General features: G+C 73.3%; 16 protein-coding genes. 8 read left to right on the top strand and 8 right to left on the bottom strand.

Going from position 1 to position 18,816, the window contains the following annotated elements; genetic code table 11:
• Positions 1–30 precede the first annotated feature (30 nt).
• Together ACFY9V_RS33620 and ACFY9V_RS33625 are read right to left on the bottom strand one after the other, a co-directional pair.
• Positions 31–858 (bottom strand): MOSC N-terminal beta barrel domain-containing protein, encoded by an 828-nt coding sequence (locus tag ACFY9V_RS33620; protein WP_355343902.1) that lies wholly within the window; start codon positions 856–858, stop codon positions 31–33.
• Between the two features lie 53 nt (positions 859–911).
• Complete coding sequence (locus ACFY9V_RS33625; RefSeq protein ID WP_391164136.1) at positions 912–1,544, bottom strand: DUF6643 family protein; 633 nt, start codon at positions 1,542–1,544, stop codon at positions 912–914.
• A gap of 195 nt (positions 1,545–1,739) precedes the next feature.
• Between ACFY9V_RS33625 and ACFY9V_RS33630 the strand changes: the two genes are divergently transcribed.
• Complete coding sequence (locus ACFY9V_RS33630; RefSeq protein ID WP_391164137.1) at positions 1,740–3,080, top strand: TerD family protein; 1,341 nt, start codon at positions 1,740–1,742, stop codon at positions 3,078–3,080.
• A gap of 69 nt (positions 3,081–3,149) precedes the next feature.
• Here the strand turns inward: ACFY9V_RS33630 and ACFY9V_RS33635 are convergent, their stop codons facing one another.
• The gene (locus tag ACFY9V_RS33635) at positions 3,150–4,307 is read right to left on the bottom strand and encodes a glycosyltransferase (protein ID WP_355344119.1); all 1,158 of its coding nucleotides are present in this window, start codon (positions 4,305–4,307) and stop codon (positions 3,150–3,152) included.
• Between the two features lie 341 nt (positions 4,308–4,648).
• Between ACFY9V_RS33635 and ACFY9V_RS33640 the strand changes: the two genes are divergently transcribed.
• A complete protein-coding gene (locus tag ACFY9V_RS33640; protein ID WP_391164138.1) occupies positions 4,649–5,410 on the top strand; it encodes an aspartate/glutamate racemase family protein in 762 nt (253 codons plus the stop codon).
• 46 nt (positions 5,411–5,456) lie between these two features.
• Positions 5,457–6,008, top strand: coding sequence for a hypothetical protein (locus ACFY9V_RS33645; protein WP_355343913.1), 552 nt, complete (start codon positions 5,457–5,459; stop codon positions 6,006–6,008).
• 106 nt (positions 6,009–6,114) lie between these two features.
• On the opposite strand, the gene ACFY9V_RS33650 is transcribed toward ACFY9V_RS33645, so the two are convergent.
• Positions 6,115–7,257, bottom strand: a complete 1,143-nt coding sequence (locus ACFY9V_RS33650; protein WP_391164139.1) for an O-antigen ligase family protein — start codon at positions 7,255–7,257, stop codon at positions 6,115–6,117.
• Between the two features lie 188 nt (positions 7,258–7,445).
• Between ACFY9V_RS33650 and ACFY9V_RS33655 the strand changes: the two genes are divergently transcribed.
• From ACFY9V_RS33655 to ACFY9V_RS33675, 5 genes are all read left to right on the top strand, one after another.
• Positions 7,446–7,955: an NUDIX domain-containing protein gene (locus ACFY9V_RS33655; RefSeq protein ID WP_391050159.1), complete on the top strand. Its 510-nt coding sequence runs from the start codon at positions 7,446–7,448 to the stop codon at positions 7,953–7,955.
• 384 nt (positions 7,956–8,339) lie between these two features.
• Positions 8,340–11,117 (top strand): BTAD domain-containing putative transcriptional regulator, encoded by a 2,778-nt coding sequence (locus ACFY9V_RS33660; RefSeq protein WP_391164140.1) that lies wholly within the window; start codon positions 8,340–8,342, stop codon positions 11,115–11,117.
• A 343-nt stretch (positions 11,118–11,460) separates the two neighbouring features.
• Complete coding sequence (locus tag ACFY9V_RS33665) at positions 11,461–13,116, top strand: MFS transporter (protein ID WP_355343925.1); 1,656 nt, start codon at positions 11,461–11,463, stop codon at positions 13,114–13,116.
• A 180-nt stretch (positions 13,117–13,296) separates the two neighbouring features.
• Positions 13,297–14,370 (top strand): hypothetical protein, encoded by a 1,074-nt coding sequence (locus ACFY9V_RS33670; RefSeq protein ID WP_391164141.1) that lies wholly within the window; start codon positions 13,297–13,299, stop codon positions 14,368–14,370.
• 193 nt (positions 14,371–14,563) lie between these two features.
• Entirely contained in the window at positions 14,564–14,821 is a 258-nt protein-coding gene (locus tag ACFY9V_RS33675) for a hypothetical protein (protein WP_355343930.1), read from the top strand.
• Positions 14,822–14,897: 76 nt separating this feature from the next.
• On the opposite strand, the gene ACFY9V_RS33680 is transcribed toward ACFY9V_RS33675, so the two are convergent.
• The 4 genes from ACFY9V_RS33680 to ACFY9V_RS33695 all read right to left on the bottom strand — a co-directional run bounded on the left by ACFY9V_RS33680 (position 14,898) and on the right by ACFY9V_RS33695 (position 18,703).
• The gene (locus ACFY9V_RS33680; protein ID WP_355343933.1) at positions 14,898–15,302 is read right to left on the bottom strand and encodes a PTS fructose transporter subunit IIA; all 405 of its coding nucleotides are present in this window, start codon (positions 15,300–15,302) and stop codon (positions 14,898–14,900) included.
• Complete coding sequence (gene dhaL, locus ACFY9V_RS33685) at positions 15,299–15,973, bottom strand: dihydroxyacetone kinase subunit DhaL (protein WP_355343936.1); 675 nt, start codon at positions 15,971–15,973, stop codon at positions 15,299–15,301. Before dhaL ends, ACFY9V_RS33680 begins: the two co-directional genes overlap by 4 nt.
• A 73-nt stretch (positions 15,974–16,046) precedes the next feature.
• Positions 16,047–17,039, bottom strand: a complete 993-nt coding sequence (dhaK, locus tag ACFY9V_RS33690) for a dihydroxyacetone kinase subunit DhaK (protein ID WP_391164142.1) — start codon at positions 17,037–17,039, stop codon at positions 16,047–16,049.
• A gap of 197 nt (positions 17,040–17,236) precedes the next feature.
• Entirely contained in the window at positions 17,237–18,703 is a 1,467-nt protein-coding gene (locus ACFY9V_RS33695) for an LCP family protein (RefSeq protein ID WP_391164144.1), read from the bottom strand.
• Between the last annotated feature and the right edge of the window lie 113 nt (positions 18,704–18,816).

An 18,816-nucleotide genomic window follows, 5' to 3' on the forward strand; every position in this document is an offset into this window, starting at 1 on the left:
CGGGGGTCGCGGGAGCGCCGCGGCGACGCGTTACTCCACGATGGTCAACGGGTCGCCGACCCGTAGGGTTCCGGGGTTCTCGGGGATCAGATTCTGGCCGAAAACAAGACTCGAACCGATCCTGCGGTACTTGCCGAGGGTGTGCAGCGGCTCCTTGCCGCGCCCGGCGCTGCCCTGGTCGGTGGTGGTGATCACGCACCGCCCGCAGGGTTTGGGGACGCGGAAGGTGACCTCGCCGATCCGTACCCGCCGCCAGTCGTCCTCGGCCCACGCCTCGGTGCCGTCCACGACCGCGTTCGGCCTGAAGCGGTTCATCGGCAGCGGGCCCTCCTCGGCCCGCTCGCCCTGCGCGATCAGCGAGTTGAGGGCGGCGAGCGAGGCGGTCGTGGTCACCAGCAGCGGAAAGCCGTCGGCGAGGCTGACCATGTCGCCCGGCGCGGAGAAATCGGGGTCGACCGGCCGCCGGACCGCGGGGTCGTCCATGTGCATCAGCCGCACCGGGCGGCCGAGATACCCGCTGAACCAGTCGTCGGCCGCCTGCCCCGCGGGCACGACCTCGATCTTGTGGGCGAAGAGCGTCACCGTCTCCAGCGGACCCGGTTCAGGCACGGCGACATCGAGCGGCGGCAGCCCGGGACCGGTCAGCCGCAGACCGCCACCCCCCACGGGTTCGGCGGCCAGCAGCGCCATACGCGGCTGTTCCCGCTGTGTCACGGCCTTGCCCCGCTCGCGGTCGACCAGCATCCAACGGCGGTCAGCGGTGAGCCCCCACGGCTCCACGACCGCCGTCCGCATGCTGATTCCACGCAGCGACTTGACCGGGTAGATGTGCAGCGCGCTGAGGACGGTCGAGGTCATACCGCCATCCTGCCAGCACACGCGCCGGGCCGATCGGCCCGGGAGGTACCTGATCAGCCCTGGTAGTAACCGCCTCCGGCGGCCGGGGGAACACCCTGGCCGAGATTGCGCCGCGGATACTGCTCCTCCGGGTGGCCGCCGGGCGCCTGCCGCGGCGGTACGGGACGAGGCGGCACCGGCCGCGCGGCCTCGTAGCCGGAGGGGGAGGGCTGCGGCGGCTGCGCCGGGTACCCGCCGCCGTTGCTGTAACCGTTGCCGGTGCCCGTCCCGTTGGAGCCGCCGCTGTTGAAAGCGCCGCCGTTGCCGCCGTTGAAGGCGTTCCCGTTGAAGCCGCCGCGCGGGGCGGCGGTCTGCTGCGGGATGTACGGCGCGGGCGGCGGCTGGTACGCGGGCGTCGGGTAGCCGTTCTGCGCGGCGGGCTGCGGCTGGGTGTACTGCGGCGAGGGGGCCGACGGCCCCGACGGCAGAGCCGGGAGGGCGGGCAGCGCGGGAAGGTTGCTGCCGGGGTAGCCGCTGTATCCGGTGCCTGTCTCGTACGGGGTGTAGGACGGCACGCGGATGGGGGCGATCTGCGGTGTGCCTCGCTCGGCCACGAGGCTGTCGTAGATCGGGGTGTCCGGGAAGGACGAGGACGAGGGGTAGTAGCCGCTGTAGCCGCCACCATAAGAACCGCGGGGGGAGCTCATGAGCCATAAGTTAAGCCCACGATGTGGTCGTTGGGGAGACCGATTAGCGGGTTGTTTGCGCTGCGTGTTGCGCGGTCCTGTCCCCAATATGAGCGAATCCGGGGAAAACGGTCAGCGTCTCATGATGTGATCAGGTAAAAGCCGTGCGTCCTTGGTGTTACCGGGCGTCTCGGCGCACGTGCGAGGGGGCATCCGATGACGCTGCGCAAGGGCGAGAACATGCCGCTGCCCACGGCGGTCCTCCAGGTGGAGTTCACCAGGCGGGCGGGTACGGGCATCCCGCGCGCCGACGTCTGCGCGCTGCTCGTGGCGGACACCGGGGCCCGCGATGCGGACGATCTGGTGCACGCCGCCGCACCCGTTCACCCCTCCGGCGCGGTGCGCTACGCGGCTGGTGGAACGCCGGATCCGGACCCGGCCGCAGGCACGGTCACTGACACTCTTTCGGTTGACCTCGCGTCCGTCGAAACGACCGTCACCTCCGTGCTGATCGTCGCCCGCTCCGGCGGCGGCACCTTCGGCCGGATCCCCGGACTGCGGCTGCGCGTCACCGACGGGGGAGCGGAGGTCGCGCGCTTCGACTGCGAGGGGGCCACGGCGGAGACGGCGTACGTCCTCGGCGAGTGTTACCGGCGCGGCGGCGGCTGGAAATTCCGGGCGGTCGGGCAGGGGTACGGCTCCGGGCTCGCGGGGCTGGGCGCCGCGTACGGGCTGCGGGCGGATCAACTGCCGGAGCGGCTGCCGGAGGTGGTGCCAGAGCCCGAACCCGAGCCCGTACCTGAGCCCATGTCCGAGCCCATGTCCGACCCTCTGCCAGAGGCGACGCGTGCCGTCGCTCCGGAGCCGACCGTTGTCGTACCCGTCGTACCACCCGCCCCGATGACGCCGCCCCTTCCGGCTTCGGCACCCGCGCCGGTACGGCTGTCCAAGGTCACGCTCACCAAGGACGCGCCGGCGGTCTCGCTCACCAAACAGGGCGGCGCCACGGGCGCGTTGCGGGTCAATCTGAGCTGGCGGGTCGACCCGGCCCGCGGCGGCGGGCGGTTCCGCAAGGGCGGCGGCGTCGACCTCGACCTGTGCGCGCTCTTCGAACTCTCCGACGGCAGCAAGGGTGTGGTGCAGGCCCTCGGCAACGCCTTCGGCTCGCTCTACCAGCCGCCGTTCATCCTGCTCGACGGCGACGACCGCACCGGCGGCAGCGCGTCCGGCGAGAATCTGACCGTCAACCTCGACCACACCGCCCACTTCCGGCGGATCCTCGTCTTCGTCACGATCTACGAAGGCGCTCGCAGCTTCGCGGGACTGCACGCCACCGTCACGCTCCAGCCGCAGTACGGCGCCCCGGTCGACTTCGTCCTCGACGAGTGCACCGTGCAGTCCAACGTCTGCGCCCTCGCGCTGCTGGTCCGCGAGGGCGACGACCTCGTCGTACGGCGCGAGGCGCGCTATCTGGTGCCCAGGCGCGGCGTGAGCCCGCAGCGCACGACGGACTACGCGTACGGCTGGGGCCTGAACTGGACGCCGGGCCGCAAGTGAGGCGTGGCTGAAGGGACTTGGTGCGGGCCTCGACGGACTCCGTGCCGACGGGCTGGGCGCCGACGCGCCCTAGACGGAGGCGTCGGGCCGCGCGTAGGTGCGGCCCTTCCAGGCCGCGCCCCGGCCGCGGTAGTGCTCGACCGCGGAGTCGACGGTCATCAGCAGATACAGCGCCGCCGTGTACGGCAGGGTCGGCGCCAGCCACCACGGCTGACCGTAGTACCGCAGCATCGGTACGTAACTGGCCGCCATCGCCGCCCACGCCGCGAGCCCCAGCGCGCACAGCGGCCAGGCCCCGGCGATCGCGCCGCCGACCGCCGCGAGCGGCGGCACCAGATAGATCAGCGCGAGCCCGAGCACCGTGCCGAGCAACACCGCCGGATTGTGCCGGAGTTGCGCGTACGCGCTGCGCGAGACCATCCGCCACAGCTCGCCCAGGTCCGGGTAGGGCCGCACGCTGTCCACGCGTTCGGCGAGCCCGAGCCAGATCCTGCCGCCCGAACGCTTCACCGCGCGGGCGAGCGCCACGTCGTCGATCACCGACTGCCGGATGGAGTCGGGCACGCGGGCGGCGGCCACGGCCGACGCGCGGATCAGCACGCAGCCGCCCGCGGCGGCGGCCGTACGGGAGCGGGCCTTGTTGATCCAGCGGAAGGGGTAGAGCTGCGCGAAGAAGTACACGAAGGCCGGGACGATGAGCTTCTCCCAGCCCGTCTCCACGCGCAGGCGTGCCATGAGCGAGACCATGTCGAGGTCGCGGGAGACCGCGGCGGCCGTCAACTCGCGCAGACTGTCCGGCCGGTGGGCGATGTCGGCGTCCGTCAGCAGCAGGTAGTCGGGGCCGCTGCGCTCGGCGGCCAGCGTGATGCCGTGCCGGACCGCCCACAGCTTGCCCGTCCAGCCGGGCGGCGGCTCGCCGGGCGAGGAGACCGTCAGCGGCAGACCTCCGTGCCGGTCGTGCAGCGCGCGGGCCAGGTCCCCGGTGCCGTCGGTGCTGCCGTCGTCGATCAGGAAGACCTCGGCGTGGCCCGGATACTCCTGGGCCAGCAGCGACGGCAGGCTCACCCCGATCACCTCGGCCTCGTCGCGCGCGGGCACGACGATCGCGATCGACGGCCACTCGTCCAGCGCGCCCCGCCGCGGCAGCCGCACATCGGTCCGCCAGAATCCCCCCTGCCCGACCACCAGCCACACCCAGGCCAGCAACGACACCCCTGCGATCACCATCAACACCGTCACGCCCCGCAGTCTGCCGCACCCACCCCCCACCACCCGCCGCGCCCCGCCCTCCCCGAAGCCCGATCGGACCGCCTCCCTGCCCGCCGACGGCCGCCCGGCGACTGCGATACCCACCGCCTGCGGCGGCGACGGCCTCGGTCCGGGCCGCGGCCTCATCCGCCCGGGCGCGGCCCCCTGCCACCCGGCGCGCCCCTCCCTGACGCGGATCGGGCTGACCCCCGACCGCCGTGCGGCGGCGGCTCCGGCGGTGCGGGGATCGGCATCGGGGCGTGGGCGGGTCGGGGGTGGTGACGCGGCGGCGGGGCGGGGGGCGTCGCTAGAGTGGCGGGGTGAAGATCGCACTGGTGGACTCCGGGATCGGACTGCTCGCGGCGGCGGCGGCCGTACGGCGGCTGCGGGTGGACGCGGATCTGGTGCTGTCGTCCGACCCCGAGGGAATGCCGTGGGGTCCGCGCGGCGCGGACGACGTGACCGGGCGGGCGCTGGAGTGCGCGCGGGCCGCGGTCGCGCACCGGCCCGACGCGCTGATCGTCGCCTGCAACACCGCGACCGTGCACGCGCTGCCCGCGCTGCGGGCCGCCTTCGAACCGGCGGTGCCGGTCGTCGGCACCGTGCCCGCGATCAAGCCCGCGGCGGCGGCCGGCGGCTCCCTCGCGATCTGGGCGACACCCGCGACGACGGGCAGCGCGTACCAGCGCGGACTGATCGCGGAATTCGGCAACGGCGCGCACATCACCGAGGTGCCCTGCCCCGGTCTCGCGGACGCCGTGCAGTACGGCGACACCGCGGCCGTGGCCGCCGCGGTCGCCGCCGCCGCAGCGCTGACCCCCGCCGGAGCGCGGGCCATCGTGCTCGGTTGCACGCACTACGAACTCGTCGCCGACCGGATCGCCGCGGCCGTCCCCGGCGCCGTGCTGTACGGCTCGGCGGACGCCGTCGCCGCGCAGGCGCTGCGCCGTGCGGGGTCCGCCGCCCGGGCGACCGGCGGCGGCCGGATCGAGGTCGTCCTCAACGGCCGGTCGGCCCCCCTCCCCGCGGCGGCGCTGGCGTACGCCGAAGGCGCCTCATTGGTGACACCCGCCACCGCCTGAGTGCATAGGGCTGCCTTCTGGTGGGTATCCCAGTACCCTTCACAGCATGACGCACCCTCCTCGGCCGGAGAGCGGCGCGCCCCAGGTCTGGACGGGGCGGGCCCGTAACCGCATGCAATGGGTGCTCGCCGCCTGTGGCGCCGCCTGCATGGCGCTGGGCATCGAGCTGGCCGTGGAAGGCCCCGACGCCGCCTCGGGCCTGGCCCCGCTGGTGATGTCCGTGGTGGGCTGCGTGGCCGTCGGGCTGCTGGTGCTGTTCGGCACGGTCGCCTTCACGCACGTCAGGGTCCGGGTCGACCACGACGCGGTCGACGTGCGCTGCGGCCACATCGGAGTGCCGCGCCGCCGTATCCCGCTGGAGCAGGTCAGCGGCGCCCAGCTCGCGCCCCTGGTCAGCCCGCGCAACTGGGGCGGCTGGGGTTACCGCTGGCGCCCTGAGGAGGGCACCGCGGTCGTCGTCCGCCGTGGCCAGGGCCTGGTCATCGACCTCGGCAGCGGTCGCCGCTTCACGGTCACCGTGGACGACGCGCAGGGCGCCGTGGACACCATCCGCGACCTGCTGACGCTGCGCACCGCCCGCCACACCTCCGGCGCCTGACCCGCGTCCCGCGGGCCGGAGACGCCCAGGCCCGCACACCCGTATCCGGGGCGGGCCCCGAGGCCGCACCCGTATTCGGGGCGGGCCCCGAGGCCGCGCCACCCGGTCAGCGCAGTGGACCGAATCCGTCGTCCGGCAGCAAGAGGCCGGACGCCGACCCGGCCACCGGCGGGCAGCCGTCGTCCGGCAGAGGGCGGGCCGTGGCCATGCCCGCGAGGAAACCGGCTCCCGCCGTGACCACGGCGTAGCTGAGCACGTGGTCGACGGTGGCGAGCAGGGCGAGCCCGGTGAGGGCGGCGCCCGCGGTGAGGACGACGGGGGTGGGGCGCGGCGAGCGCCACAGGGCGTACAGCAGCCAGCCGAAGGCGACGGCGAGCAGCGCCGCGCCCGGAATGCCCTGCTCGGCGGCGAGCTGGAGCGGCGCGGACGGCGGTGAGGCGGCGACGGCGGTGGTGGCGTCCGCGGGCGGACCGGCGTTCTCCTCGGTGAACCGCTCGGGCCCGACCCCGCGCAGCGGGTGCCGCTCGGCCAGGTCGATCGCCTCGTGCCACAGCTCGACCCGCGGCTGGGTGAGCTGGCCGGTCAGCGATTCGGACAGACCCGACGGCAGGGCGTCGACCGCGACGGCGTAGCTGCCGCCGACGGCGAGCGCGGCGGCCAGCGCCAGCCCGCACAGGCCGAGCAGCCGCCGCCGCATCCGGGCGGCGGCCAGCGAGTACAGGACGACGGCGATCCCCGCCGCGAAGCCCGCCGCCGAGCCCAGCGCGAGCGCGGTGACGGCGGCGCCCGCCGCCACGAGCCGCAGCCCGAGCCGCCACCCCTTGCCCCGGACCGCCCACGCGGCGCAGCAGGCGGCGCCGACCGCGAGGACCAGCAGCGCGGCGTCGGCGTTCGGATAGCCGAGCGGCGGCGCGTCGGGGTGCGCGGACAGCCGGCTCGGCGGGACGAGGACCAGGGCGAGTACGGCCACGGCCGCGACGGCGGGCGCGAGCACCGGCAGCAGCGCGCCGAGGATGCGGCCGGCCGCGTATCCGGCGCTGACCGCGAGGATGGCGAGCAGGGTGCCCTCGGGGCGGGCGGCGCGGCCCGCGGCGGCGATCAGCGTCCAGACGCCGCAGCAGACGAGGAGGGCGATGCCGACGGCGTCGGTGGTGCCGCTGTACGGACGCGGTTCGCGCCGCGGCGGGCGCGGCGCTCCGGCCGCCTTCGTACGCGTGGCGCCCGGCGTCCCGCCGGCCGTCGTGTCCATCCCCCGGTACCCCCTGCCACCCGGGCGCGACGGGGTACCGTCACACCCGCGTTCCCCGCGTGGGCGCTGTCTGTCGCCACCGTAACGGGTGACACCCCGACCTGTGGATACGTCGTACGGGAACCCGGCACCACGTGGGAAACCTGGTGCTGGTGTGGCGTTCACCGTCGTTCTCGTACGCTCTGGGCATGGCGATTCCCGAATTCATCCGAGACATCCGCGCGAAGGCGGGGGACACCCTGCTGCTCCTGCCGGGTGTGGTGACCGTCGTCTTCGACGACCGCGGCCGGATCCTGCTCAACCGCCGTACGGACACCGGAAAATGGGCGCTCATCAGTGGCATCCCCGATCCGGGCGAGCAGCCCGCCGAGGCGGCCGTCCGGGAGATCGAGGAGGAGACCGGGGTGCACGCCGTCGTCGAGAAGGTGCTGAGCGTCTTCACCAACGAGCCGGTGAGGTACGACAACGGCGACCGCGCCCAGTACATCGACATCGTGCTGCGCTGTCGGGCCGTCGGCGGCGAGGCGCGGGTGAACGACGACGAATCGCTCGACGTGCGCTGGTTCGCGCTGGACGAACTGCCGCCGCTCGGCCCGATCGCCCGCGGCCGGATCGACATGGCGCTGCGCGACGACCCCACGTGGTTCGCGCCCGCCACCGCTCCGGGAGCGGCGCACCCCGGATACCCGGCCCCGTAACAGCCGCACCGAGGACACCGGCCCGCGCGGGGGTACGAACGAGGCCCAGGTGCGGAGCCGCCCCGTGCCGGTTCCGAACCCGGGCCTCGCCCAGGGGAGGCACCGCGCGTGTCCCGGCCATCGGCCGCCGGGACCCGAGGCGTATGCCATCGAGCCGATCTTCACGCCACACCCCCGTTGGGTGGCGGAAGACCGCCAAGCTTGTTTGCCTTCACCGCACTGATCGACTAATCAATCGACTACATCGACTACTCAGCTGAAGGGCCTGGCTCAAGCATTGGGCACGGCGGCCTCAACTCGTCCTCAACTGGTCCTCATTGGAGCCCGCGGTCTATGATGCAGTTTCCGATCACAACGCCGGGCGAGCCCGGTAAGGGGGACGGCGTGAGGTTTCGGGTCCTCGGCGCCTTGGAGGCCTGGTCCGGTCGGACCCGAATATCCCTCGGCGGGCCCAGGGAACAGCGAGTCCTCGCGCTGCTGCTCCTCGAAGCCAACAGGACCGTATCGCTCAGCCACCTCGTCGACGCCCTCTGGGACGAGACTCCGCCCGCCACGGCCGGAAAGCAGATCCGCAACGCGGTGTCGCGACTGCGCTCGGCGCTGGTCGCCGCTCCCGGCGGGACCGGGGACATCACGGCCGTCGGAGACGCGGGATACCGGATGGCGGTGAGCGAAGGCGCGCTGGACAGTGCCGAATTCGACCGTCAGGTGGCCGCCGCGGAGTCGGCGCGCGTCGCGGGCGACCTCGCCGAGTGCGTGGAACTGCTGGGCGCGGCGCTGGAGTTGTGGCACGGACCCGCGCTCGCCGGGCTCTCGGGGCGGGTGATCGAGGCCAGGGCGGCGGCCTGGAACGAACGGCGGCTCGCGGTCCAGGAGACCTGTACCGACCACCAGTTGGCCCTCGGGCGGCATACGGAAGTGGTCGCCTCGCTGTCCGCGATCGTCGCCGAGTACCCGCTGCGCGAGAAGCCGGTCAGCCAGCTCATGCTCGCACTGCACCGCGGCGGCAGGCAGAGCGAGGCGCTCGCCGCCTTCCACGGGCTGCGCACCCGCCTGGCCGACGAGATGGGGCTGGACGTACCGCCCGCGCTCGACCTGCTGCACCAGCGGATTCTCGCCAATGATCCCTCGGTCGCCGCCCCCGAGAAGCCGCGCGCCACGGACGGCGGACCGGTCGCCGCCCCGGCCCGCGTGCCCCGCCAACTCCCCGCCGCTTCACGGCACTTCACCGGCCGCCGCAGACAGCTCAAGCTGCTCGACGAACTCCTCGACCACGCCGTGCAGTTCGGCGGCACCGCCGTCATCTCGGCCATCGACGGCACCGCGGGCATCGGCAAGACGACGCTGGCCATCCACTGGGCGCAGCGCAACGCCGAGCGCTTCCCCGACGGCCAGCTCCACGTCAATCTGCGCGGATTCGCTCCCGGCTCCCGCCCGTTGGCGCCGGTCGAGGCGATCCGCGGCTTCCTCGACGCGCTCGGGGTGCCCGCCGAGAGCGTCCCCGAGGAACTGGACGCCCGCGCCGCGCTCTACCGCACCCTGCTGGCGGGCCGCCGGGTCCTGATCGTCCTGGACAACGCGCGCGACACCGACCAGGTCCGGCCGCTGCTGCCCGGCAGCACCTCCTGCGCCGTGGTGATCACCAGCCGCAATCAACTGACCGGCCTGATCGCCGCCGAGGGCGCCACCCCCGTCACCCTCGACCTGCTCAGCGCGGTGGAGTCGCTGGACCTGCTGGCCCGCCGCCTCGGCCCCGAGCGCACCGCCGCGGAACCCGAGGCCGCCGCCGAACTGGTCGAGCTGTGCGCCCGGCTGCCGCTCGCCCTGAGCATCGCCGCCGCCCGCGCCCTCGTCTCGCCCCGGCTGTCGCTCGCCGACCTGGTCGCCGCGCTGCGCGACGTACGGCACCGGCTCGACACCCTCGACATCGGCGACGCCTCCACCGACCTGCGCGCGGTCTTCTCCTGGTCGTACGGGCACCTGTCGGAGTCCGCCCGGCGGATGTTCCGGCTGCTGTCGGTCCACCCGGGACCCGACATCACCGTCCCGGCCGCGGCGAGCCTGACCGGGGTGACCGTCGCCGAGGCACGCCGCGCGCTGTACGACCTGACCCGCGCCCACCTGGTGATGGAGCATGTGCCGGGCCGCTTCACCTTCCACGACCTGCTCCGCGCGTACGCCGGTGAGCTGACCGCCACGCACGACAGCGAGGCGGAGCGCCGTACGGTCCTGCTGCGGGTGCTCGACCACTACCTGCACACCGCCCACGCGGCGGCCAGGCTGCTGAGCCCGGTGCCGATCCCGCTGACGCTGGGGGACCCGGAGCCGGGCGCGGTGCCCGAGACGCTCGCCGACGCGCGGCGGGCTGCGGAGTGGATGGAGGCCGAGGAACAGGTCCTGATGGCCACCGTCACGCAGGCCGATGTCAACGGCTTCGACGTGCACTCCGACCGGCTCGGCTGGATCCTGATGGGCGTCTCCGACCGGCGCGGCCCCAACCCGGCGTCACCGCCCGACCCCTGGGGCCCCCGGCGCTCCGGCGTGCACCGGGGTCTCGGCACCAGCTACTCGTGGCTGGTCGCCTACCCGGCCGCCCTCACCCACCTCGAACACTGCGCAGGGGTCTACCGCGACCTCGACGACAGCACCGGTCTCGCGCACACCTACTTCGGCCTCAGCTCGGTGCTCGAACACCGGGGCCGCTACCAGGAAGCGCTCGAATACGCCCAGCAGGCCGCGGAGTTGTTCAACGTCGTCGCGCACCAGCACGGCGAGGCGCGGGCCCGTAACGCTGCGGGCTGGCTGCTGGGCAGACTCGGCGACTTCGCCGCCTCCCTGACGCAGTGTCAGCAGGGCCTGGCGCTCTACAGCGTGCTCGGCGACCGGCCGATGCAGGCGGTCGCCTGGGACAATCTGGGCTACGCGCACCACGGGCTCGGGCAGTACGCGGAGGCCGTCGATGCCTTCGAACGGTCGCTGGAGATCACCCGGGCGTTGGGCGACCTCGCCGAGGAGGTCGTGACGCTCAGTTATCTGGGTGACACCCATCACGCCGCCGGTGACACGGCCGCCGCGGCCGAGGTCCGCCGCACCGCCCTGACCATTCTCGAAGGGCTCGAACCGCGCGAGGTCGCCGTGCTGCGCGAGGTGACCCACCTGTAGCCGCCGGTTGACGGACCAGAAGGCGTCTGTCACGGTTTTCCCAGGGGCTTGTCCTGCCCCACAACAGCCTCCGTGGGGGAACTCCCCTTCACACGGGGGCTTTTCGCCGCCCTGACCGCGCCGCGGGCGCCGGGCGAGCACACCCCCGCACCCGCGCGTTCACCTCGGCCATTCCCGCCGGTGGCCGCGCCGGTGTCACGCCTGTGATCCCTGCCTCACCGCCCGACGGCGATGTCACATCCGCTCGCGGAGGGCTCCTCTTGGGGCCGTAGAGCTGATCGTCGCCGCCTCGAACGACACACGCGACCGTGAGCGCCTGCCACGCCCACGGCAAGGAGGAATTGTGAACAAGTTGCGGGGCAACCCGTGGGCGATCCTGACGGTGCTGTCCATCGGGTTCTTCATGACACTGCTCGACCTGACGATCGTCAACATCGCCATTCCGGACATGGTGGAGCACCTGAACGCGTCACTCGACCAGATCCTGTGGATCACCAACGCGTACACCCTGGCGCTCGCCGTACTCCTGATCACCGCGGGCCGGATGGGCGATCTGACCGGCAAGAAGAACCTCTTCGTCTACGGCGTCGCGCTGTTCACCCTGGCGAGCCTGGCCTGCGGTCTGTCGCAGAACCCGTCGCAGCTCATCACCTTCCGCGCGATCCAGGGCATCGGCGCCGCGATGCTGCTGCCGCAGACCCTCTCCCTGATCATCGACGTCTTCCCGCACGAGAAGCGCGGTGTCGCGCTCGGCATCTGGGGCATCGTGGCCGGTGTGTCCGGCGCCGCGGGCCCGGCCGTCGGCGGTGTGCTCGTCACCAAGATCGACTGGCGCTGGATCTTCTTCGTCAACATCCCGCTCGGCGTCCTGGCGGTGGCCGGCGCCCTGCTGTTCATCCCCAACGCGGAACGAACGGTCAAGCACCGCTTCGACGTTCCAGGCGTCGTCCTGCTGTCGCTGACGCTCTTCCTGCTCTCCTTCGCGCTGATCGAGGGGCAGAAGTACAACTGGAACGGCTGGATCTGGACGTCGATCGCCGCCTCCGCCGTGGTCTTCGCGGTCTTCCTGGTCTACCAGCGCGGCCAGCAGGACAACGAACCCCTCGTGCCGTTCTCGCTGTTCAAGGACCGCAACTTCACGATCATGAACTTCGTCGGCATCGCGATCTCGTTCGGCATCGTGGGCCTCTTCCTCCCGATCACCGTCTACCTCCAGTCCATCCTCGGCTACAGCGCCATGAAGTCCGGCATCGTGCTGCTGCCCCTGTCCGTCGGCACCTTCGTGATGGCCGGCCCCGCGGGTGTGCTCTCCGAGAAGCTGGGCGGCAAGTACATCCTGATGACCGGCCTCGTGCTGTACGGCGGCGGCCTGCTGTGGGTGATGTCCGTGGCCGACGTCGGCCAGAGCTGGACCGGCATCGTGGCACCGCTGTTCATCATGGGCATGGGCGCGGGCTGCACCTTCACCCCGATGGCCACCGAGGTCATGCGCAATGTGCCGCCCAAGCTCACCGGCGCCGCGTCCGGCGTCAACAACGCGCTGCGGCAGGTCGGTTCCGTGCTCGCGGGCGCCGTGGTCGGCGCGGTGCTCCAGGGGCAGCTCGCCTCCTCCCTCAAGGACCAGGCGGCGCAGCGGGCCGGGAGCGTACCCGCGGACTACCGCGAGGGGTTCGTGAAGAGCTTCGACAACGCGGGCAAGCACCTCGAAGTGGCGGGCAACACCTCGGGATTGAAGCTCCCCTCGGACGTCCCCGCCGACGCGGCGCACCGCATCCAGGACGCGGGCACCGCGGTCTTCGGGCACGGCTTCATCGACGCCATGCACCCGACACTGCTGGTGTCCGTCGTGGTGATGGCGCTGGGCGCGCTGTCCTGCCTGCTCGTCAAGAAGATCGACGGCGCCTCGGCCAACCCGCACGGGCTGCCGCTCAGCGCGGACGAGATCGCCGCCGCGGAGGCCGCCGCCTCGCCCGCCGACCCGGCCCCCGCCAGGGGCTGAACCGGTACAGGGCGACAGCGGTGCGCGGGCTCCGTTCCCCGGTTCGAGGGGGAGCGGGGCCCGTTTCCCGCACCGCGCCGCCCCGCCCCGCCCGCGACTCGCCGCACCGCACTGCGACGCACCGCACCGCCCGCGCCCGACCCGCCGCTTCCGCGCAACCCCGAGGGGACCGTGCCCGCCATGCCCGACGCCACCCCCAGCCATGACGACGCGTACGACAGCACGCACGACGACACGTACGACACCGCCGTCAACGAGGCCCTGGAACGGCTCGGTCACGCCGGGTTCTTCCTCGGGTCCGGCAATCAGCTGCGCGGATTCGCGCTCCACGCCCCGATGGGAGCCGAGGCGCTGGCCGCCCTCGGCCACGGCGACCAGGTGCCGGACTGGGTCGAGTGGTACGCGGGCCACCGCGGCCTCGGCGCGCCGCCCGACCTCTTCGCCCCCATCGACGCGGCGGACCCCGACTCCTGGCGCGCCGCGCTCGGCGAGGCCCGGCGGCTCGCCGACTGGGCGACGCTGTTCCGGCGCGAGATCGACGGCGCGGGCTGGCGGGAGACCTTGGTCAAGTGGTGGCCCCGGCTGACTCCCGGCATGTTCGCCGGTCTGACCCACGGGGTGATCCGTACCGCGCACGCCGTACGCGGCATCACCGCCGTCGGCGCGCCCAGCACCGTACAACTCCATGAACTGGCCAACGGCCTCGCCTTCTGGGCCGCGCTCTACCAGCCGCCGGACGGCGCCCTCGCGCGCGGCGCGAAGGCCGTGGGCGCGGTCAGGACACTCGGCCGCCAACCGAAGTCCAAGCTGTTCGCCGCCGCCGACGCGCGGCTCGAACAGTCGGTGGACGCCGCGCTCGCCGAGCTGACCGCGATCGGCGCCGGGCGGTACACCCTGATGCGGCCGGGCGGCAATCCGGTGCCCGCCATCCACGCCGTCACCGCGCCCGCCGCGGTCCGGATGACGCTGCCGCACCTGCCGCCGCAACTCGCGCTGCCCTCCTACGAAGCGGTCCGCGACGTGTCGGGAACGCTGCTCAACATCTTCACCGGACGCGGTGAACCCGACCCCGCCGCACCGGCCGTGGACGCCCACGACCCCGCAGAGCGCCGCCGGATCGTCGAGGCCGCGGTCGAACTGCGCGACGAACACGCCATCAAGATCGCCGAGGTTGCGCGGCGCGAGTACGCGACCTACGAGGACCCGCGCTGCTTCGCCGCCGCCCACCACGCCGTACGGCTGCTCGGCGGCTAGGGCCTGCCCGGCGGATCACGAAGGCGCTCGGTGAAATGTCCTGCGAAGTGCCCTGCGAAGTGCCGTGCGAAGGGCCCTCGCGCGGGTCGGAAGAACCTCCCCCAACCCCCGTCTGAGCAGCGGCCTTTGTCAGTGCTTGGCGGTAAAATCGACAGTGTTCGAGAGGGTTGGCCGACGCCTCAGGAGGATGCCGATGGCCGTTGCCGCACTGCCCCTACTGTCCTTGCCGAAGAAGCCGCTTCCCGCCGGACGGCCGCGTGAGTGGTACATCGCGCACAACCGCCGGCTCAAGACGATGCGCCTGGTCATCGCCCTGCTCGACTCGGGCGTCTACGACCCGGCGCAGGCGAGCAACCGCCGGATCCACGACACCGCCGAGCGCATCGGCGTCCACCCGCCGTCCGACATCACCTGCCGCATGGTCCGCGCCCTGATCAGCTACGGACGCTGACCCGCAGCAGCCCGCGGGCCCCCGCCGTCACCCTTGTGGGACGGCGGGGGCCCGCGGTCTTCTCCGGCGCCTCAGCTCACAACTTGCGGTAGGTGTACGCGTCTTCGGCCGCCGCGGCCACCGCGTCCAGGTCCGCGCCGGTCGAGGCCGTGACGACCGCGGCGACCGCGCCTTCGAGGAAGGGGGCGTTCAACAACCGGCTGCCGGAGGGCAGTTCGTCGTCCGCGAGCAGCGCCTTGACGGTGAGTACGGCGCTGCCCAGGTCCGCGATGACGGCCACCCCCGCGCCCTGGTCGACCGTACGGGCGGCCGAGACGATCAGATCGGAGCTGGTGCCGAGCCCGCCGTCCGGGCCGCCGCCGGCCGCGACGACCGGCACATCGGTCGCGCCGCCGGTCAGTCCGGTGGCGAGCGCGACGACGGAGGCCGCGACGGAGGCGCTGTGCGACACGAGCACTATGCCGACTATCGGGGTGGTCACGCGGCACCGTCCCGCGCCGTGGCGGCCAGCGCGTCGACCAGGAGGGCCGCCGAGGTCGCGCCCGGGTCCTGGTGGCCGACGCTGCGCTCGCCGAGGTAGCTGGCCCGGCCCTTGCGGGCGCGCAGCGGCGTGGTGGCCTTCGCGCCCTCGTCGGCCGCGGAGGCCGCGGCGGCCAGGCCCTCGGCCAGCGAGCCGCCCGCGTCGAGCGCGCCGGTCAGCGCGTCCACCGCCGGGAGCAGCGCGTCCAGCATCGTCTTGTCACCGGCCGACGCGCCGCCCAGCTGGGCGACCCCGTCCACCCCCGCGCGCAGCGCGTCCCGCAGCCGGTCCGCGCCGACGGCCTCCTCGTCGCCCAGCTCCTTGCCCGCCTTGCGCAGCAGCGTGCCGTACAGCGGCCCCGACGCCCCGCCGACCGTGCTGATCAGCGTCCGGCCCACCAGCACCAGCACGCCGCCGGGCGTGCCGGGCGGTTCCTGCTCGACGGCGTCGCGCGCCGCGATGAAACCGCGCCGCATGTTGCTGCCGTGGTCGGCGTCGCCGATGGGCGAGTCGAGTTCGGTCAGCCGCTCGGACTCGCGGTCGACGGAGGCGGTGGCCGTGTCCAGCCAGCGCCGCACGAAGTCCGCGTCGACGGTGGAGCCGGCGGATCCGGGGGAGGGGAGGGCATTCATACGGTTGTACGGTCCTTTCGGCGGTGGCGGCCGGTGGCCGGGAGCGGTCGGTACGGCGCGGGAGAGCGGGCGCTCAGCAGCCCCAGCGCAGCGCGGGCGTCGAGACCGGCGCGTCCCACAGCCCCAGCAGCTCCTCGTCGACCTGGCAGATCGACACCGAGCAGCCCGCCATGTCGAGCGAGGTCACATAGTTACCGACCAGTGTGCGCGCGACCGGGACCTTGCGTTCGGTCAGGGCCCGGTGCACCTCGGCGTTGAAGCCGTACAGCTCCAGCAGCGGCGTCGCGCCCATCCCGTTGACCAGCACGATCACCGGTCCGTCCGGCTGTAGGTCCTCCACGACCGCGTCGACCGCCACATCGGCGATCTCGCCGGACGTCATCATGGCCCGGCGCTCGCGCCCCGGCTCGCCGTGGATGCCGATGCCCAGCTCCAGCTCGCCGCTGGGCAGGTCGAAGGTCGGGGTGCCCTTGGCGGGCGTGGTCACGGCGCTGAGCGCCACGCCGAAGCTGCGCGAGGACTCGTTGACCCGGCGGGCCACGGCCGCCACCCGGTCGAGCGGCGCTCCCGCGTCGGCCGCGGCGCCCGCCAGCTTCTCCACGAAGAGCGTCGCACCGGTACCGCGCCGTCCCGCCGTGAAGAGGCTGTCGACCACCGCCACGTCGTCGTTGACCAGGACCTTGGCGACCTGCACGCCCTCGTCCTCCGCCAGCTCGGCGGCCATGTCGAAGTTGAGCACGTCACCGGTGTAGTTCTTCACGATGAACAGCACCCCGGCCCCGCTGTCGACCGCGGCGGCGGCCCGTACCATCTGGTCAGGCACGGGCGAGGTGAAGACCTCGCCGGGACAGGCGGCGTCCAGCATCCCGCGTCCGACGAATCCGCCGTGCAGCGGCTCGTGCCCGGAACCACCGCCGGACACCAGACCGACCTTCCCCTCGTACGGCGCCCCCCGCCGCACGATCACCCGCCGCTCGACGTCGACGGTCAGCTCCGGATGCGCCGCCGCCATCCCGCGCAGCGCGTCGGCGACCACGGTCTCGGCGACGTTGATCAGCATCTTCATCAGTACCTCCTGAGAAGGTCGGCAGTGCGGCGCCCGGGGGCCCTCGTCCAGGTCAAGGGGCCGGACGCGGTTCGGGGACCGCCTTGCCCGGTCGGCCCACGGCATGCTCCGGCCGGGCTGTCGCGTCTCCCCCCAGTATCGCCGCATACGCGCCGCACAGCGCGTTCCGCACCCGCGTGCTCAGGTGAGCGGGGCGGTCATGGCGCGGAGACCGGGATCCAGGGGGTGGCGCGGAAGGCGGCGCTCGGGGTCAGTGTCTCGCCACGCACGGTGACCGCGGGTCCGGTGGCGACCCGCGCGCAGGCGGCCTTTCCGCCGGCGGTACGGCCGAAGGCGTGGGTCAGGGGCGGGGCCGGAGTCGGGCGCGGGGTGGCGGTGGCCGCCTCGCCGCCGTAGGGGTCCCGCGTCGCATCCCCCGACGGGTCGCCGTCGTCACCACCCGTGACCCCCGCCGTGGAATCCGCGGAGTCCGTGGGGCCCGTGGCGTCCGTCGGATCGTCGGGCTTGCCGTCGATCGCCCGGGAGTCCGTGACGGTCAGCGGGAGGTCGGCCGCGATGGCGGCGAACAGGCGGCGGCCGGAGTGCGAGACGACCACGCGGTCGGGATCCTCCGGATCGGGCATGTTGGGCATGGTGACGAACGCGATCCGCGCCGACGGCACCTTGCGCAGGTCGTCGATCAGGCCGACCAGCCGGGAGACGCTCCCGAGCCGGGTGTCCACGGTCAGCGCCCGGGTGGCCGCGTCCGCGAGGTCCAGCAGCGAGGCCGGGTCGGTGAACGTGCTGTTCTCGCGCAGCCGGTGGGCGAGCGCGCCGAGGAAGAGATGCTGCGCGTCCGTACGGCCGAGGTCGCTGCCGTCGCCGAACGCGTGGCGCGAGCGCAGGAACTGGAGCGCGGCCGTGCCCTGGAGTTCGTGCCTGCCCTTGGCCAGCTTCAGGTGCGAGTAGGAGTCGTACACATTGCGGTCCACGCAGACCGGGACGCCGCCGACCGCGTCGGACATCCGGACCACGCCCGCGAAGTCGGCCATCACGAAGTGGTCGATGGGGATCCGCGTGAGCGCGTGCACGGCCGCGACCGTACAGCCGGGCCCGTAGCGCAGCGTGGAGTTGATCTGGGCGTGCCGGGGCTCGGTGACACCGCCGTGCGGGTCGCGGCAGGCGGGCAGGTCGGTCACCGTGTCGCGGGGGATGCTGAGCACCGAGGCGTGCGAGCGGTCGGCGGAGATGTGCAGCACCATGCCCACGTCCGCGTTCTGCCCCGGGCCGCAGTCGCCGCCGAGCCGGCAGTCCTCCGGGTCCGCGCGGGTGTCGGAGCCGATCACCAGCACATTGATCGGGGTCCTGCCGAAGGCGTCGGCCCGCTCGGTGCCCGCGTCGCCGCCGACCCCGCCGAACAGGGGCAGATCGCGGATGTTGCCGTCCAGGCGGAGGTAGAGGAAGGCACCGGTCGCGGCGGTCAGCAGGACCAGGACGGAGACGGCGAGCGCGGTCACGCGCATCGTCCGCCGCCCTCGGTACCGCCGGACGCCGAGGGCTGTGGCGCCCGGCACGGGCGGCGTGTCCTCCTCGGGGGATTCCCCGTCTTCGGCCACCGGTTCCCCGCCGGCCCCCGGCGGCCCGGTCCGGTCGTCCTCGTGGGGGTCGTCCTGCCCGTCGGCCATACGTGTGTGCGTCCCTCGCGTCCGTCCACGGACCGGTGGACACGGCGCCCACCAGCGAAATTGCAGTATCACCCACGGCGGCGGCGAATCCCGGCTGCCCGCGGGCGGGGTGT

The sequence above is a fragment of the Streptomyces sp. NPDC008317 genome, assembly GCF_042955955.1.
Classification (GTDB): domain Bacteria; phylum Actinomycetota; class Actinomycetes; order Streptomycetales; family Streptomycetaceae; genus Actinacidiphila.